The sequence below is a fragment of the Azospirillum lipoferum genome (assembly GCF_024170005.1).
Taxonomy (GTDB): Bacteria; Pseudomonadota; Alphaproteobacteria; order Azospirillales; family Azospirillaceae; genus Azospirillum; species Azospirillum lipoferum.
In genome coordinates this window covers 225941-240372 of the sequence record NZ_JALJXJ010000002.1, presented here as the reverse complement: position 1 = coordinate 240372, position 14432 = coordinate 225941, and the positions used below count along the sequence as shown (strand labels likewise).

Here is a 14432-nt window from a genome sequence, read left to right as displayed (position 1 = left end):
GATATGCAGCCGCGGGATAGGCCGGATAGCCGAATATGGGACAATGAGACGCGCACGAATGACCGAGGGTGCGTCCCCGTTGCGATTGACGGGCGCGCGTCGCCGGTCGCTACAATAGGGAAAGCTGAAAAATAGGGAGACGCCCATCATGACGCAATCGACCGGGCAGACCGTACCCGCCACCGTACCCGCCGAAGTGCGGGAGGTCGTTGCCCTCTTCGCCACCCGCGCCGCGTTCGACCGTGCGGTGGAGGCGGTTCTGGCAGCCGGCTTCGACCGCGCCGATCTGTCGGTCCTGGCCAGCCACACTTCGCTGGAGGCCGCCGACCCGAAATACCGCCCGCGCGACGAGGCGCTGACCGGTCTGGTGGGCGAGCTGAAATACGCCTTCCCCCTGACCACCGCCGGCCTGATCGCCATCGTCGGCGGCCCGATCGAGGCGGCCCTGGCGGCCCTGGTCGCGGCCGGGGTCGGCGGTGTGGCGATCAAGGACTATCTGGACGAACTGACCAGCCATCCGAAGCCCGACGAGTTCACCCGCGCTCTGGAGGCCGGCGGCATCATCCTGTGGGTGCGCGTCGAGTCCGCGGAGGAGGAGGTGCAGGCGTCCGCCCTGCTGGAGCGCGAGGGCGGCGGCAACGTGCATGTGAGCGCGCGCGGCGCGTGACGGACCCGGACGGGCGGGGCGGGCGGGGCGGGGCAGGCCATCAGGCGGTCAGGTTCATCACGGCGCCGCGCTTGGCGTCCTGCCCCGTCAGCTTCCGCTTCAGCTCCTCGGCGATCTCCTTTTCGATCGCTTCCCGCTTGTCCGACGGCATCGACTTCAGCTCGTCCTCCGTCATCTTGTGGCGGGCGAGCCAGTCGTCGCGGAGCCGCTCGGCCGGCGTCTTCTTCGCCTCCGCCAGGAAGTCGGTGACGGCGGCGGTGTCGGTGGTCGGTCCCGCGGCGGTGCCCCAGCCTTTCCGGGTGGTCGCCGCCTGCGTCTGGCCGTAGAGGCTGGCCGAATAGCCGTTGTATCCGTTGACCTGCATCGCGGTGATCCCGCTGTTGGTTGCGCCTTCGCCGGACGGCGAGTGCCGGCGGCGCTGACCCCGATGCAAATTCAACGCCGAATGCCAAACCCTTCGGCTTCCACAGCTTGAGGCATTGATCGAGGCGGCGAATCCTGCCGCCGGGCAGCTTCTGCCGGTTCGATCCTGCCGGTCCTATGCCGTAACATCCGGCCCCGTCACCTCAGGCCGCGGCGGCCTGCCGGAGCTTTGGGGCGGCGACCATCCGCAATCCCTGCACCTTGTACTGGGCCTGGACGATGGACGCCCACCCCATGCGGATCAGCGTCAGCTTCACCCCGTCCGACACGTCGTCGCCGGTGACGAGGTCGGTCACCTGCCACATCAGCGTGTCGTCGACCGCGCGCGGATACATCGCCGCCACCCGCAGCAGCCGCGCCATCAGCGCCGCCGTCGTCTGCCGCCCCAGCCCGCGTTCGGCCAGCGTCAGCGCGTCGTTCAACGCCGCCAGCTCCCGCCGCGCCTTCAGGGAAGGCTCCTTCGCCGTGCGCTCCGTGATCGTCCGCCCAATCATCGTCCGGTCCGTCATGGCCCGTCTCCCGTATTACGCTCAACACAAGACCAGTTTGACTACGCAATATCGGTGCCGCTGTGACGGCGGTCACAACCGGAGGCATAAGCAGGGGCCACAAGCACGGGACCGGCCCCTGGTTTTCCAGTGCGGGCGTGCTACCTGAAGGCTTTACCGCTATAGTGCGACCGTTGCGGCCGGCCCGATCGCCCGAAAGCGTCCACCATGCCGCCCCAGTAGCCGTCCCAGTAGCCGCCCCTAAAGCGAAGGTTTCCCCCGACCGATGCTGTCCCGTTCCAAGGCGTCGCCCCCGCCAGAGTCGCCCGCCCCCGCCATCCCCAACAAGCGCGCCATCATCTCCCGCCGCAAGCTCTCGGGGGAGCTTGAGGATCTGGTCGCCGAACTCGGCACCGGCGACAAGCTGCGGCCGGCGCTGATCGCCTGTCTGCGCAAGGCGCTGGCCGAGGGCCGGGCGGAGGTGCGGCAGCGCTTCGACGCCGGTGGCTCGGGCGAGCAGTGCGTGCGGGAGAACTGCTATCTCGCCGACCGGGTGGTCGGCACGCTGGCCGACTTCACCGTCCGCCACATCTTCCCCACCGCCAACCCGACCTCCGGCGAGGTGTTCGACGTGGCGGCCACCGGCGGCTACGGCCGTGGCGAGCTGGCGCCCTTTTCCGACATCGACCTCTTGTTCCTGCTGCCCTACAAGCGCACGCCGCGGGTGGAGCAGGTGGTCGAATACATGCTCTACATCCTGTGGGATCTGGGGCTGAAGGTCGGCCATGCCGTGCGCAGCGTCGACGAGTGCATCCGCCAGTCCAAGGCCGACGTCACCATCCGCACCGCGATCCTCGAATCCCGCTATCTCTGGGGTCCGGGCAAGCTGTTCGCCGAGCTGCGCCGCCGCTACGACAAGGAGGTCGTCGCCGGCACCGGCCCCGAATTCGTCGAGGCCAAGCTGGCCGAACGCGACAACCGCCACCTGAAGATGGGCGACAGCCGCTATGTGCTGGAACCCAACCTGAAGGACGGCAAGGGGGGCCTGCGCGATCTCCAGACCCTGTTCTGGATCGCCAAGTATCTCTACCGGGTCGAGGGCGTCGACGAACTGGTCGGCAAGCACGTCCTGACGCCGGAGGAGGCGCAGCGCTTCGCCAAGGCGCAGAACTTCCTGTGGACCGCGCGCTGCCACCTGCATTACCTGACCGGCCGGCTGGAAGACCGCCTGACCTTCGACGTCCAGACCAGCATCGGCGCCGCCATGGGCTACACCGACCATGCCGGCACCAAGGGCGTCGAGCGCTTCATGAAGCATTACTTCCTGGTCGCCAAGGATGTCGGCGACCTGACGCGCATCTTCTGCGCGGCGCTGGAAGCGGAATCGAAGCGTCCGCCCAAGTTCAACCTGCTGCGTCTGGCCTCGGTCGCCCGGCGCAAGGATGTCGACGGCTTCATCGTCGACGGCGAGCGGCTGAACGCCCGCAGCGACAAGCAGTTCAAGGAACAGCCGATCGACATGATCCGCCTGTTCCACACCGCGCAGATGAACGACATCGACATCCACCCGGCCGCACTCCGCTCCATCACCCGGTCGCTGTCCGCCATCGGTCCGAAGCTGCGCAACGATCCCGAGGCCAACCGCCTCTTCCTCGACATCCTGACCGGTCCCAAGGATCCGGAGATCACCCTGCGCCGGATGAACGAGGCCGGGGTGATGGCCCGCTTCATCCCCGACTTCGGCCGGGTCGTGGCGCAGATGCAGTATGACATGTACCATGTCTACACGGTGGACGAGCACACGCTGTTCGCGCTGGGCATCCTGCACAAGATCGCGTCCCGCGAGCATGCCGACGAACTGCCGCTGTCCACCGAGGTGATCCACAAGGTGGTGTCGAAGCGGGCGCTCTATGTCGCCGTCCTGCTGCACGACATCGCCAAGGGCCGCGGCGGCGACCATTCCGTGCTCGGTGCCCGCGTGGCGGAAAAGCTCTGCCCGCGCCTGGGCCTGAGTGCCGAGGAGACGGAAACGGTGGCGTGGCTGGTGCGCTGGCACCTCGCCATGTCGCACACCGCCTTCAAGCGCGACCTGGAGGACGACAAGACCGTCCGCGACTTCGTGGCCCTGGTCCAGTCGCCCGAACGCCTGCGCCTGCTGCTGGTGCTGACGGTGGCCGACATCCGCGCGGTGGGCCCGCAGCGCTGGAACAACTGGAAGGCCACGCTGCTGCGCGAACTCTACAACCGCTCCGAAGAGCTGATGTCCGGCGGCATGACGGTGGAGGGCCGCGGCCGGCGCATCCAGGCCGCCCAGGCGGCCCTGCGCGCCGAACTGACCGACTTCGACGACGCGGCCTTCGAGCATCACAAGGGCCTGGGATATCCCGGCTACTGGCTGGCCTTCGACGCCGACACGCTGGCCCATCAGGCCCGCGTCGTCCGCGAGGCGGAGCGGGCGCAGCGTCCGCTGACGGTGGAGACCCGCGTCGACCGCGGCCGGGCGGTGACGGAGGTGACGATCTACGCCACCGACCACAGCGGCCTGTTCTCCCGCCTCGCCGGGGCGCTGGCGGCCTGCGGGGCGGACATCGTCGACGCCCGCATCTTCACCATGACCAACGGCATGGCGCTCGACGTCTTCTCGGTGCAGGACGCCGCCGGCGGCGGTGCCTTCGAGAGCGGCGACAAGCTGGCCAAGCTGTCGGTGATGATCGAGAAGGTGCTGTCCGGCCAGTTGAAGCCGCTGAACGACCTGTCGACCCGCCGCACCACCCAGGCCAGCCGCACCCGCGTCTTCCATGTGCCGCCGCGCGTGCTGATCGACAACAACGCCTCCACCACCCACACGGTGATCGAGGTGAACGGCCGTGACCGTCCGGGACTGCTCTACGATTTGACCCGCGCCCTGTCGAACCTGACCCTGCAGATCAGCTCGGCCAAGGTCTCCACCTTCGGCGAGAAGGCGATCGACGTCTTCTATGTGAAGGACGTCTTCGGCCTGAAGGTGACGCATGAGGGCAAGCTGGCGAAGATCAAGGAACGCCTGCTGAGCGCGCTCGACGACCCCACCGGCGACGCCCCGCCGCCCACGACGGTGAAGCGGACACGGACGAAGGTGGCGGGGGGGTGAGCCGCAGGCGCTGACTTGCAGGGTCGAAGCCAAGCGCATCCCTTATCGACCGTCATCCCCGCGGAGGCGGGGATCCAGTGTTTCCCAAGCAGAACCAAGGAGTCAGCCTGGATCCCCGCCTTCGCGGGGATGACGCCAAAAGAGGTGCCCGCCCATTGGGAAACGGGCAGACTCCTGCAAGTTGGCGCTCCTGCGCTTTCGGGGATGATCCCCAGCCATAGGGCGATTCCCTGAACAACACTCCACTCCCGCAAGCCTGAATTGGCGTGAAGATCACCGAAGTCCCGGACCTCCTGCCGGGCGGACCGGGTGGTTCGTTGGTGCATCAAACGACGATAATAATAATCATTTGCATGTTCTACCCATTTCGGTTTATTCGCATTCGAAGGGAATCACGGAAGGCCCTGCGGCCAAGTCCATAGACTGCGCTCCATCGGACTGCACTCGATCAGACTGCACTCTGCGGTTCCCGTTTTTCGGCAGAGACGGGGAAGGGTCGTCGCGTGGAGTCCAGGAAACTAATCGCGTGCATCGCCTGTGCGACCATTGCGTCCGCGGGCGCCGTGACGGCCCATGCCGAAGAGACCGCTCCCGAAAAAAGCGGAACCGCACTGGAACTCGGTCCGATCACCTTGATCGGTCAGGGTGCCCCGACCGTCGGCTACCAGCCCAAGCGCACGTCGCTCGCCACCGGAACCGACACGCCGCTGCTCGACGTGCCGCAGGCGGTCAGCGTGGTGGCCGCCCCCGTCCTCAAGGATCAGGCCGCCCGCACGCTCGACGAGGCGCTGGCCAATGTCAGCGGCATCACCCAGGGCAACACGCTGGGCGGCACCCAGGACGCCTTCATGAAGCGCGGCTTCGGCGACAACCGCGACGGCTCCACCATGCGCGACGGCCTGCGGACGGCGATGCCGCGCAGCTTCACCGCTGGGGCCGACCGCGTCGAGGTCCTCAAGGGCCCGGCCTCGATGCTCTACGGCATCCTCGATCCCGGCGGGATGGTGAATGTCGTCAGCAAGATGCCCGAACTGACGCAGCGCGGCGAAGCCCAGGCCTGGGGCAGCAGCTTCGGCGGCGGCGGCGGACAGCTCGACGTCACCGGACCGCTGACCGCCGGCTCCAACCTCGCCTACCGCTTCGTCGGCGACATCCAGGACACCGCCTACTGGCGCAATTTCGGGCGCATCCGGCAGAAGACCGTCGCCCCGTCCCTCGCCTGGTACGGCGAGGACACCACGGTCACGCTCGGTTACGAATACACCCGCTATCAGGTGCCCTTCGACCGCGGCACCATCTTCGACACCGCGACCGGCAAGGCGCTGCCGGTGTCGCGGCGGGAACGCTTCGACGAGCCCTACAACGTCACCAGCGGCTTCACCCATCTCGCCCGCATCGGCATCAGCCACAAGATCGATTCCGACTGGACCGTCAGCGCCAACTACGCCTACAGCCACAACTGGTACAAGGACGATCAGGCGCGCGTCACCGCCTACAACGCCCGCACCGGGGTGCTGACCCGGCGCGCCGACGCCACGCAGGATTCCAATGTCGATGTCCATGCGGTCCGTGCCGACCTCGCCGGCAAGGTGACTTTCGCCGGCCTGCGCCACCAGCTTCTGTTCGGCGCCTCCTATGATTACAGCGACACGCTGCGCACCGACCTGATCCGCGGCCCGACCTCCACCGCCTTCAACATCTACCGGCCGGTCTACGGCCGTCTCCCGGTCAGCCGCAACGTGGTGGCGACCGACAGCGACCAGACCGAACGGCTGGAGACCTCCTCGGTCTACGCCCAGGATTCGGTGGAGTTGGGCGACCGCTGGATCGTGCTGGGCGGCCTGCGCTACCAATATTACGACCAGTATGCCGGCCGCGGGCGGCCCTTCCGCGCCAACACCGACGTGCAGGACGGCAAGCTCGTGCCCCGCGCCGGCGTCGTCTACAAGGTGACGCCCGACGCGTCGGTCTATGCCAGTTGGAGCCAGAGCTTCCGCCCGAACTCCTCGATCTCCAGCTATCTCGGCGCCCTGCCGCCGGAGGAGGGCGACGCCTACGAGGTCGGCGCCAAGGTGGAACTCGCCCGCGGCCTGACCGCCACCGCCGCCCTGTTCGACCTGCGCAAGCGCAATGTGCTCTATTCGGAGGTGGTCAACGGCCTGACCGTCAACCGCACCGCCGGCGCCGTGCGCTCGCGCGGCTTCGAACTGGACGTCGCCGGCGAGGTGGCGCCGGGCTGGAGCATCATCGGCAGCTACAGCCTGCTCGACGCCCAGGTGACCAAGGATCCGCTCTACCAGGGCAACCGTCTGGCCAACGTCGCCCGCAGCACCGCCTCGCTGTTCGTCACCCATGATCTCGGGCCGGTGCTCGGCAGCACCGCGCTCCGCGTCGGCGGCGGCGCCCGTTATGCCGGCAAGCGTGCCGGCGACGCCGCCAACAGCTTCTACCTGCCGTCCTACGTCGTCGCCGACGCCTTCGCCGCCTACGACACCGATGTCCATGGCACGCCGGTCACCTTCCAGGTCAACGTCAAGAACATCTTCGACAAGACCTACTACACCTCGGCGGTCAACAACCTCGGCGTCGCCATCGGCGAACCGTTGCAGGCGGTGTTCCAGACCCGGGTCAGCTTCTGATGCGCTTCATCCCGCCATCCTCCCTGGCCACCGCCGTTTTATTGCTGGCCCTGTCGCCCGGCCCGGCCAGAGCGGCGGAGAGTGGGGCGGCGGAGATCCGCACCACCGACCTCGCCGGCAACGCAATCGTCCTGCCGAAGCCGGCGGAACGCATCGTGGCGCTTCCCGCCCCCTCCGCCCCGACGGTGATCGCCGCCGACCGCTCGGCCGACCGGCTGGTCGGCATGCACCAGACGGTGGGCGAGGTGGCGAAGGGCGGCCTGCTCGGCCGGCTGTTTCCCCGGCTGAACCGGCTTCCCGCCTCGCTGCTCAGCGCCGGCAAGTCGGCCTTCATGCCGAATGTCGAGGCCATCGCCGCCCTGGAGCCCGACCTCGTTCTGCAACGGGGCGAGCTGGGACCGCAAATCGTCTCGCCGCTGGCCGAGGCCGGGCTGAAGACCGCGCTGGTCGTTTATGGCGACGAGGAGACCACCCGCCGCAACATCCGCCTGATGGCCGATCTGACCGGGCATCCCGAACGGGCCGAGGCCCTGATCGGCTGGCGGGACGAGGTGCTGGCGCGCATCCGCCGCCCCGACGGAACCGCAGGCAAGAAGCCGACGGTGCTGTTCCTGTCCAGGCTCGCCGGCCATCTGGTGGTGACCGGGCAGAACACGCCGACCGATTTCGCCATCGCCGCGGCCGGCGGCCGCAACCTTGCCGCCGAGCGCAGCGGCTCGATCACCGTCACCGCCGAGCAGATCATGATCTGGGATCCTGAGGTGATCCTGCTGAACAGCGCCGACCGCGATTTGCAGCCGGCCGACATCCGCAACGACCCGCTGCTGTCCGGCACCGCCGCGGCGAAGGCGGGGCGGGTCTACAAGGTGCCGGTCGGCGCCTTCCGCTGGGAACCGCCGAACGCCGAGAACCCGCTGTTCTGGCTGTGGCTGGCCAAGCTGTTCCACCCCGTCGCCAACGGTTACGACCTGCGGGCCGAGGTGCGGCGCGGCATCGGGCTGGTCTATGGCGGTGAGCCGACCGACGCCGAGATCGACCGGCTGCTGCTGGCCGACGTCAACAGAGGGGCGCTGAACTATGACCGCATCGTCGGCCCCTGATGCCGGTTCCGGCGCAGCTTCCGCCTCTGCCGCATCCATGCCCGGCCGGCCCTGGCTGCTGGCGGGGATGGCGGCCGGTCTGCTGGCGATGATGCTGGTGGCGCTGTGTGCCGGCCGCCTCTCCATCCCGCCGGTCACGGCGCTGCGCATCGTCGCGGCGCAGCTGCTGCCCGGCGGGCTGGAGGCGGACTGGAGTTCGCTCCAGGAACGCATCGTCCTGCTCGTCCGCCTGCCGCGCGTGCTGATGGCGGCGGCCTGTGGTGCCGGGCTGGCCCTGTGCGGTGCCGCCTTGCAGGGTGTCTTCCGCAATCCGCTGGTGTCGCCGCACATCCTCGGCGTGTCGTCGGGCGCCTCGCTCGGCGGGGCGGTGGCGATCCTGCTCGGCCTGTCGGGGGCCGGGCTGGTCGGGCTGTCCTTCCTCGCCGGCTGCGCCGCCCTGCTGCTGGTCGGGCTGCTCGCCCGCATCGACGGGCGCAGCGGCGTCGTCACCGTGGTGCTGACCGGCGTCGTGGTGTCGGCGCTGTTCAGCGCGCTGGTGTCGATGGCGCAGTTCGTCGCCGACCCCGACAGTTCGCTGCCCGCCATCGTCTTCTGGCTGATGGGCAGCTTCGCCGCCGCCGGCTGGCGCCAGACCCTGCTGGCGGTGCCGGTGATCCTGGCCGGCCTGCTGGCGATCTGGGCGATGCGCTTCCGCATCAACCTGCTGTCGCTGGGCGAGGACGATGCCCGCATGCTGGGCGTCCGGGTGGAGCGCGACCGCTGGCTGATCTTCGCCGCGGTGGCGCTGGTCGAGGCGACGGTGGTGGCCTTCTCCGGGGTGATCGGCTGGGTCGGGCTGGTGGTTCCGCATTTCGCCCGGCTGCTGGTCGGGTCCGACCACCGCATCCTGATCCCGGCCTCGGCACTGATGGGCGGGGCCTATCTGCTGCTGATCGACACCATCGCCCGCACGGCGACCACGGCGGAAATCCCGCTCGGCGTGCTGACCGCCATCGTCGGCGCCCCGATCTTCGCGCTGCTGCTGCGGCGCCGGCAGAAGCAGGAGATGGGCGAATGACCGGGCTGGAGATCAGGCTGGAGGATGCCGGGGTGCGGCGCGGCGAGCGGTGGATCTTCCGCCATCTCGACCTCGCTTTGTCGGCCGGCCGCTGCCTCGCCGTGCTCGGTCCCAACGGCCGCGGCAAGACCACGCTGATCCGCGCCCTCGCCGGGCTGCTGCCGCTGGCCGAGGGTCGCCGCCGCGCGCCGGCCGCCATCGGCTATGTCTCGCAGTCGATCGGCGACACGGTGCCCTACCGCTGCATCGACGTGGTGGTGATGGGGCGGGCGCGGCGGATCGGCCTGTTCGGCGCGCCGAACCGCGCCGACTATCGCGCCGCGGAAGAGGCGCTGGCCCAGGTCGACGGCCTGCGCTTCGCCGAGCGTCCCTTCAGCCGCCTGTCGGGCGGCGAGCGGCAGATCGTGATGCTGGCGCGCGCCCTGGTGACGGGTGCCGACCTGCTGATCCTCGACGAACCGGCATCCGCTCTGGACCTCGCCAATCAGGCGCTGCTGCTGTCGGTCATCGAGCGTCTGCGCCGCGACGGGCGGCACGCCATCCTGTTCAGCACCCATCTGCCCCAGCATGCGCTGTGCGTCGCCGACGAAGCCCTCCTTATGATGGGAGTGGAGGAGCATCTGCACGGGGCGGCGGATGCCGTCATGACCGAGGCCAACCTCGCCCGGCTCTACGGCATCCCCATCCACCGCACCCGTGTCGCCGGACAGGTCGAGGCGGTCGTCCCGGTCTTCCTGCCGGCGGACGGCGTCACGGCGCCATGATCAGGACGCCATGATCAGGGTGCCATGAACACGCTGGCGTGCCGGCCGGCCTCGCCGCTCGCCCGATCCCTGGCGATCACCGCGACGTCCGTCGATCCCGACTTCACCGCCGCCGCCGGCACCCTCACGAACACCCGGAAGGTCGCCACCGAATCCGCCTCCGCCGTCAGCGTCAGGCTGCCGCCGCTGCCGGCGGCCTCATCGCCAGCCACCGACAGATGCGCGTTCCCCAGCCCCTCGAACGTCACGGCATAGCTGCGGGCGATGTGCGTCTTGTTCAGCACCTTGATGGTGTAGGCGTTCTGCACCGACCCGTCGGACAGCGTCACGAACAGCGGCGCCCGGTCGCGCAGCACGCTGACGTCCAGCGTCGGCCGCAGCAGCAGCGCGATGCCCATGGCGCAGACCACCACCAGCATGATCAGCGAATAGATCACCGTGCGCGGCCGGACCAGCTTCACCCGCTCCGGCTTGCCGTCGATCTTGGCGATCTGGTTCGACTGCGTGTCGAAGCGCACGAGGTCGAGCGGCCGGCCGATCTGCCGCATCACGTCGTTGCAGGCATCGACGCACAGGCCGCAACCGATGCAGGAGATCTGCTGGCCCTCGCGGATGTCGGTGCCGGTCGGGCAGACATGGACACACTGCTTGCAGTCGATGCAGTCGCCCAGCCCCGCCGCCTGCCGCTCGTCCCAGCTCTGCGACTTGCGCAGCGGCCCGCGCCCCTCGCCGCGCCAGTCCTCATAGGTGACGAGGAAGGTGTCCTCGTCGACCATCGCCGACTGGAAGCTGCGCCACGGGCAGACATAGATGCAGATCTGCTCGCGCGCCCAGCCGGCGAAGAAGTAGGTCGTGAAGCTGAACAGCGCGATGAAGGTCGCGACGCCGCTGGTGATCTCCCCATGCAGCAGCTCGTTCATCAGCGTCGGCGCGTCGTTGAAGTAGAACACCCAGGCCCCGCCGGTCAGCAGCGAGATCGCCAGCCACGCCGCATGCTTGGCCGTCTTGCGCGCCAGCTTCGCCCCGGTCATCGGCGCCTTGTCCAGCCGGATGCGGGTGGTGCGGGGGCCTTCGATCCTGCGCTCCACCCACATGAACAGGTCGGTCCACACCGTCTGCGGGCAGGCATAGCCGCACCAGATGCGCCCGGCCAGCGTGGTGGCGAAGAAGATGCCGAAGGCGCCGAGGATCAGGAGGCCGGTCAGGTAATAGACCTCCTGCGGCCAGATCTCGATCCACAGGAAGTAGGCGCGGCGCCCGACCATGTCGATCAGCACCGCCTGATCCGGAATCCCCGGCCCGCGTTCCCAGCGAAGCCACGGCGTGACGTAGTAGATCGCCAGCAGGACGACCAGCGCCGCCCATTTGATCTGCCGGAAGCGGCCCCTGACATCGGCGGCATAGACCTTGGGCCGGTTGATGAACCAGTGGCGTCCCGGCTCCTCATGCGGCTCGGCATGGGACGAAGCGGCCGGTTGGGCGGCCGGGGCAGGGCGGCGGGTGAGGGTGGTGTCTTCTTGCGGAAGGGACATGGCATCTTTCCTCGGCCGTCAGCGGCACGGGTGGCGTCAGCGTCGTCCCTTCTCCATAAGACTTCCGTGATGGAGCCGCATTGCGCGATGTCAATCCGTGGAGGATTACACCGCCTGCCCGCGCAGCTCCGCCAGCCCGTCGTGATAGGCGCGGTCGAACAGCGCCTCCAGCCGGGCGTCGATGCCGCGCAGGCCGGCGACCACCGCATGAGCCCATTCGAAATACTCGACCTTGCGCGACAGCGGCCAGTCGGCGGGCGGGCTGTGCGCCATCGAGCGCAGGTTCGACACCTTGTCGGCCAGCTTCACCAGCTTCGCCCGCGTCGAGGCGTGCGGCGCGGCGTCGATCTGGTGCTGCTTGCGCTCGGCCTTCGACATGCGCTTGTCGTCGGTGGTCTCGGCGACGACCTGCACCACCTCGGTGCCGAACAGCTGCTCGATCTCCTCATAGCTGGCGTCGGTGTCCTCCAGCGTGTCGTGCAGCAGCGCCGCGATCACCACCACCGGGTCCTTGCCCGCCGTCGCCTCCGCCACCAGCAGGGCGACCTCCGACAGGTGGTTGACGTAGGGTTCGGCGCGCACGCCCTTGCGGCGCTGGTCGATGTGCTTGTGCGCGGCGAAATCCAGCGCCCGCGCGAAATCGAGGAGGGGAGCACCCGGCAAGGAAGCGTTCGGCAAGGTCATGCTGTTCTCTCGGCTGGGGCATTGCATTATCCTCCGCCCCGGGGAGACTCCCAAGCGAAGGACCGCGCCCATGTTCACGTCATTCTTCTTCGATCTGCGCAAGGCCGGCGTCCCCGTCTCGCTGACGGAGTACCTGACGCTCATGGAGGCCATGAAGCAGGGCACCGCGTCCTTCCGCGTCGAGGATTTCTATTATCTCAGTCGTGCATGCTTGGTTAAGGACGAACGCAACCTCGACCGCTTCGACCGCGTCTTCGGCGCCACCTTCAAGGGCCTGACCGACGAGGCCGCCGCAGCCGACGAAGTCCCCGTCACCGACCTGCCGGAGGAGTGGCTGCGCAAGCTGGCCGAACGTTTCCTGACCGACGAGGAGAAGGCGCAGGTCCAGGCGCTCGGCGGCTGGGACAAGCTGATGGAGACGCTGGCCCAGCGTCTGGCCGAGCAGAAGGGCCGGCACCAGGGCGGCTCGAAATGGATCGGCACCGCCGGCACCTCGCCCTTCGGCGCCTACGGCTACAACCCGGAGGGCGTGCGCATCGGCCAGCACGAGAGCCGCCACCGCCGCGCCGTCAAGGTGTGGGACCGCCGCGAGTTCAGGAACCTCGACGACCGGGTGGAGATCGGCACCCGCAACATCAAGGTGGCCCTGCGCCGCCTGCGCAAGTTCGCGCGAAGCGGGGCCGCCAGCGAACTGGACCTGCCCGGCACCATCCGCGCCACCGCCAACAACGCCGGCTGGCTCGACCTGAAGATGGTCCCGGAGCGGCACAACACGATCAAGGTGCTGCTGTTCCTCGACATCGGCGGTTCGATGGACGACCACATCCGCCTCGTCGAGGAGCTGTTCTCCGCCGCGCGCAGCGAGTTCAAGCACCTGGAGCACTTCTACTTCCACAACTGCGTCTATGAGGGCGTCTGGCGCGACAACGCCCGCCGCCATACCGAGCGCCTCTCCACCTGGGACGTGCTGCACACCTATCCCGCCGACTACAAGCTGGTCTTCGTGGGCGACGCCGCCATGAGCCCCTACGAGATCGTCTATCCCGGCGGCAGCGTCGAGCACTGGAACGAGGAGGCCGGGCAGGTGTGGATGCAGCGCCTGCTGTCGGTCTACGCCAAGGCGGTGTGGCTGAACCCGACCCCGCCGCAATATTGGGACTACACGGAAAGCACCCGCCTGCTCCAGCGCCTGATGGGCGGGCGGATGTTCCCCCTGACGCTGGAGGGGTTGGACGGGGCTATGCGGGAGTTGGGGAGGTGAGTTTTTTTTGAAATCATCAATGTTTACATAAGGAGATGGTAATGATTGAGTTTGATAATTTGACCTTCGAGGTATATCGATTTTACGAAAAAATGCACGAGGTGGCGCGGATTTCTTGTGTATCAATTGGGTTGCCGGAGGGCGTTTTTGATGATCTGAGTGATGATTTGACAGAAGATAATGACTGGTCTTTTGTTCTTAAGGTTGTTGGTTTGTTTGAAGTTTGTTTGGCAAAATTAATAATTAAGGAAATAGGATCAGAATTAATATACGATAACATTGTAAGTCTCAATCTCGGTGGAAAAAGCGGGAAAATCTCTCTTTGCAAAAACTTAAAGTTGCTAAACGGCGAAAGGATAAAATTTCTTGAAGCTTTGATTGTGCTCAGAAATTATTATGCTCATGATATCTTGAATGTTGGGAAAACGGTATTTGATTACTTAGAAGAATTGAAGGTTAATGAGAGGAGAAGTTGGATTGATAGGATTTGCTCAATAAATGAGGTTAGGAAAGGGCTGCCTTCCCTGGGTAATGAAGAAAAGAAAAGGTATATACGGAATATTATTTTCTGCGAATCGGTTATGCTTTTAAATGATATCGGTAAACGAATGACCAACAATTAGTTTCTGGAATCTTGTTTGAGAATTGGTTAGAAGCGCAATATGTAGGGGGTAATCTAGGACAAAT

Annotated in this window: 12 protein-coding genes; 8 read left to right on the top strand and 4 right to left on the bottom strand. The window is 66.9% G+C overall.

The annotated features are described in order from the left end of the window. Positions 1-148 precede the first annotated feature (148 nt). Positions 149-667: a hypothetical protein gene (locus tag J2848_RS05015; protein WP_149230178.1), complete on the top strand. Its 519-nt coding sequence runs from the start codon at positions 149-151 to the stop codon at positions 665-667. Between the two features lie 40 nt (positions 668-707). Here J2848_RS05015 and J2848_RS05010 read toward each other — a convergent pair whose 3' ends face one another. Continuing rightward, positions 708-1031 carry a hypothetical protein gene (locus J2848_RS05010; protein WP_149230179.1) on the bottom strand — a complete coding sequence of 108 codons (324 nt, stop codon included), beginning with the start codon at positions 1029-1031 and terminating at the stop codon, positions 708-710. A gap of 202 nt (positions 1032-1233) precedes the next feature. Further along, positions 1234-1599: a hypothetical protein gene (locus J2848_RS05005; RefSeq protein ID WP_246193705.1), complete on the bottom strand. Its 366-nt coding sequence runs from the start codon at positions 1597-1599 to the stop codon at positions 1234-1236. Between the two features lie 265 nt (positions 1600-1864). On the opposite strand from J2848_RS05005, the gene J2848_RS05000 reads away from it, so the two are divergent. The 5 genes from J2848_RS05000 (at position 1865) to J2848_RS04980 (ending at position 10268) form a co-directional block, all read left to right on the top strand. Further along, complete coding sequence (locus J2848_RS05000; protein WP_149230180.1) at positions 1865-4708, top strand: [protein-PII] uridylyltransferase; 2844 nt, start codon at positions 1865-1867, stop codon at positions 4706-4708. 563 nt (positions 4709-5271) lie between these two features. Continuing rightward, positions 5272-7347, top strand: coding sequence for a TonB-dependent siderophore receptor (locus J2848_RS04995; protein WP_211103058.1), 2076 nt, complete (start codon positions 5272-5274; stop codon positions 7345-7347). Beyond that, on the top strand, positions 7347-8447 hold the full coding sequence (locus tag J2848_RS04990) for an ABC transporter substrate-binding protein (protein WP_149230182.1): 1101 nt from the start codon (positions 7347-7349) through the stop codon (positions 8445-8447). Before J2848_RS04995 ends, J2848_RS04990 begins: the two co-directional genes overlap by 1 nt. Further along, positions 8425-9504: a FecCD family ABC transporter permease gene (locus J2848_RS04985; RefSeq protein ID WP_211103059.1), complete on the top strand. Its 1080-nt coding sequence runs from the start codon at positions 8425-8427 to the stop codon at positions 9502-9504. The genes J2848_RS04990 and J2848_RS04985 overlap by 23 nt, the downstream gene beginning before the upstream one ends. Then, positions 9501-10268, top strand: coding sequence for an ABC transporter ATP-binding protein (locus J2848_RS04980; protein WP_149230183.1), 768 nt, complete (start codon positions 9501-9503; stop codon positions 10266-10268). The genes J2848_RS04985 and J2848_RS04980 overlap by 4 nt, the downstream gene beginning before the upstream one ends. 14 nt (positions 10269-10282) lie before the next feature. Here J2848_RS04980 and ccoG read toward each other — a convergent pair whose 3' ends face one another. Further along, positions 10283-11800 carry a cytochrome c oxidase accessory protein CcoG gene (gene ccoG / locus J2848_RS04975; protein ID WP_149230184.1) on the bottom strand — a complete coding sequence of 506 codons (1518 nt, stop codon included), beginning with the start codon at positions 11798-11800 and terminating at the stop codon, positions 10283-10285. Between the two features lie 105 nt (positions 11801-11905). Further along, positions 11906-12484: an HD domain-containing protein gene (locus J2848_RS04970; RefSeq protein WP_149230185.1), complete on the bottom strand. Its 579-nt coding sequence runs from the start codon at positions 12482-12484 to the stop codon at positions 11906-11908. Between the two features lie 70 nt (positions 12485-12554). Here J2848_RS04970 and J2848_RS04965 point away from each other — a divergent pair, with 70 nt between their 5' ends. Together J2848_RS04965 and J2848_RS04960 are read left to right on the top strand one after the other, a co-directional pair. After that, a complete protein-coding gene (locus J2848_RS04965) occupies positions 12555-13745 on the top strand; it encodes a vWA domain-containing protein (protein WP_149230186.1) in 1191 nt (396 codons plus the stop codon). Between the two features lie 41 nt (positions 13746-13786). After that, complete coding sequence (locus J2848_RS04960; protein WP_149230187.1) at positions 13787-14368, top strand: hypothetical protein; 582 nt, start codon at positions 13787-13789, stop codon at positions 14366-14368. Positions 14369-14432 lie beyond the last annotated feature (64 nt).

What these genes read in the sequence shown, in the direction of transcription:
- J2848_RS05015 (WP_149230178.1), top strand. Translation starts at nt 149, where the DNA reads ATGACGCAATCGACCGGGCAGACCGTACCCGCCACCGTACCCGCCGAA.
- J2848_RS05010 (WP_149230179.1), bottom strand. Translation starts at nt 1,031, where the DNA reads ATGCAGGTCAACGGATACAACGGCTATTCGGCCAGCCTCTACGGCCAG.
- J2848_RS05005 (WP_246193705.1), bottom strand. Translation starts at nt 1,599, where the DNA reads ATGACGGACCGGACGATGATTGGGCGGACGATCACGGAGCGCACGGCG.
- J2848_RS05000 (WP_149230180.1), top strand. Translation starts at nt 1,865, where the DNA reads ATGCTGTCCCGTTCCAAGGCGTCGCCCCCGCCAGAGTCGCCCGCCCCC.
- J2848_RS04990 (WP_149230182.1), top strand. Translation starts at nt 7,347, where the DNA reads ATGCGCTTCATCCCGCCATCCTCCCTGGCCACCGCCGTTTTATTGCTG.
- J2848_RS04985 (WP_211103059.1), top strand. Translation starts at nt 8,425, where the DNA reads ATGACCGCATCGTCGGCCCCTGATGCCGGTTCCGGCGCAGCTTCCGCC.
- J2848_RS04980 (WP_149230183.1), top strand. Translation starts at nt 9,501, where the DNA reads ATGACCGGGCTGGAGATCAGGCTGGAGGATGCCGGGGTGCGGCGCGGC.
- ccoG (WP_149230184.1), bottom strand. Translation starts at nt 11,800, where the DNA reads ATGTCCCTTCCGCAAGAAGACACCACCCTCACCCGCCGCCCTGCCCCG.
- J2848_RS04970 (WP_149230185.1), bottom strand. Translation starts at nt 12,484, where the DNA reads ATGACCTTGCCGAACGCTTCCTTGCCGGGTGCTCCCCTCCTCGATTTC.
- J2848_RS04965 (WP_149230186.1), top strand. Translation starts at nt 12,555, where the DNA reads ATGTTCACGTCATTCTTCTTCGATCTGCGCAAGGCCGGCGTCCCCGTC.
- J2848_RS04960 (WP_149230187.1), top strand. Translation starts at nt 13,787, where the DNA reads ATGATTGAGTTTGATAATTTGACCTTCGAGGTATATCGATTTTACGAA.